General features: G+C 39.5%; 2 protein-coding genes. Both read left to right on the forward strand.

The features are described from left to right. Window positions 1-190: 190 nt before the first annotated feature. Window positions 191-1,066 (forward strand): prolipoprotein diacylglyceryl transferase, encoded by an 876-nt coding sequence (gene lgt / locus AN486_RS26390; RefSeq protein WP_290603038.1) that lies wholly within the window; start codon window positions 191-193, stop codon window positions 1,064-1,066. A 124-nt stretch (window positions 1,067-1,190) separates the two neighbouring features. Continuing rightward, the gene (cobM, locus tag AN486_RS26395) at window positions 1,191-2,006 is read left to right on the forward strand and encodes a precorrin-4 C(11)-methyltransferase (protein WP_053539007.1); all 816 of its coding nucleotides are present in this window, start codon (window positions 1,191-1,193) and stop codon (window positions 2,004-2,006) included. The last annotated feature ends 168 nt before the right edge of the window (window positions 2,007-2,174 follow it).

Here is a 2,174-nt window from a genome sequence, read left to right on the forward strand (position 1 = left end):
AGGTAGGGGGGTAGGGAGGGGAATTTTACTAATGACAACGAACAACTGACAACTGACAACTGACAACTGACAACTGACAACTGACTAATGATTTTAATTTTGCTGAATTACTTATCGCTATAGTGACTAAGGCATACTATATTATTGTGTTTCATCTCCATAGATTTCAAATTCCTATAGGTAATTTTGTATGGTAGTGGATTTTTCTGTTTTGCCTTTGGGGTTTTTATTTACTTCCCCTGGTCCGATTGTGGTTAAATTGGGACCAATTGTTATTCGTTGGTATGGGTTGTTGATTGCTTCTGCTGTGTTAATTGGTGTTAGTCTTTCTCAATACCTAGCCAAGCGTCGTCATATTAATCCCGATTTAATTAGTGATTTATCAATTTGGTTGGTGATTGCAGCTATTCCCGCCGCTAGGTTATATTATGTTTTGTTTCAATGGCCAGAATATTCTCAACATCCAGAACGGATAATTGCAATTTGGCAAGGGGGTATTGCTATTCATGGGGCAATTATTGGCGGTGCGATCGCGGCGTTAATTTTTGCTAGACTGAATAAGGTATCTTTTTGGCAATTGACTGATTTGGTTGCTCCTTCATTAATATTAGGGCAAGCAATTGGTCGGTGGGGAAATTTTTTCAACTCGGAAGCTTTTGGCAGACCAACTAGTTTACCTTGGAAGTTATATATTCCCTCAGATCGTCGTCCTTTGGATTTAGTGAATTTTGAATATTTCCATCCCACTTTTCTTTATGAATCGTTGTGGAATTTAATGGTGTTTGCATTGTTAATAACTTTGTTTTTTCGAGCTTTAGCTAAAAAATCCCGGTTGAAAGTAGGGACGTTATTTTTAGTTTACTGGGTTGCTTATAGCTTGGGACGGATTTGGATTGAAGGTTTACGCACAGATAGCTTAATGCTAGGACCTTTACGGATGGCACAAATGGTAAGTTTAGGGGGAATGACTTTAGGATTATTTGGTTTAGCTTGGCTATATATATTCAAGCGTTCCTTACCTGATGTTGTTGCTGGGGGAAATGAAGAAAAAAATGCCCCAGAGTAATTAATCTCTAGGGCTTAACCAGGGTGCATCTACCATCTATTTCTACTAGGCAAAGTGGCTGAATCCGGATATTACTCAGGAAATGCTAAAAGTTTTTTTTGCAGGGTTTTGAAGGGGAAAATTGATGAGTGAATCTACTAGTAATTTGAGTTTTTCTAAGTATCCCAATGCCTTAGAATCTGCGGTTTATATTGTGGGTGCCGGACCAGGAGATCCTGATTTATTAACGGTTAGGGCGCAAAAGTTGTTGGCTGCGGCTGATGTGATTTTATTTGCAGATTCTTTAATTCCCGAACAGATTTTAGATATTTGTCGTGCAGATGCGGAAATTATTAAAACAGCAAATCGGACTTTGGAAGAAATTTTACCATTGATGATTGATGCCGTGCGATCGCATAAATCAGTGGTCAGGCTACATTCTGGTGATCCTAGTCTGTATAGCGCTATTCATGAACAAATGCAGCTATTAGCCGATGCGAATATTCCCTTTGAAGTTATCCCTGGTATCAGTGCCTTTCAAGCTGCCGCAGCTAAATTGAAAATAGAGTTAACTGTCCCTGGTTTAGTCCAAACTATTATTCTCACTCGCATTAGCGGTCGTACCCATGTCCCTGATACTGAAGAGTTAGCAGCTTTAGCCGCCCATCGTGCCAGTTTATGTTTATATTTAAGTGTGAGTCATATTACTGAAGCCCAAGAGAAATTATTAGAACATTATGATCCAGATACTCCAGTAGCAATTTGCTATCGCTTAGGCTGGCCAGATGAAAAAATCCGGGTTGTGAATTTAGCACAAATCGCAGATTGTACCCATGAAGAAAAATTACGGCGAACTACACTTTATGTAATCAGTCCCGCACTACTACCAGTAAGTGGGCGCTCCCGCTTGTATCACCCCGAACATAATCATTTATTCCGTGCATCCCATAATCTTGGCTAGTACCGCAAGGCGGAAGTCAAAAGTCAAAAGTCAAAAGTCAAAATGAAGACAGTATAGGCTTTTGGAGTATTTAGAATGGTTGGTTTATTTACGCCGTTTTGTACTAATAGTTCGTCAAATTTATTTTGACGGGTAATGGAAAAAAACTTCTGTTCTCCCCTCCCCCAC

This window comes from Anabaena sp. AL93, assembly GCF_001672085.1.
GTDB lineage: Bacteria > Cyanobacteriota > Cyanobacteriia > Cyanobacteriales > Nostocaceae > Dolichospermum > Dolichospermum heterosporum.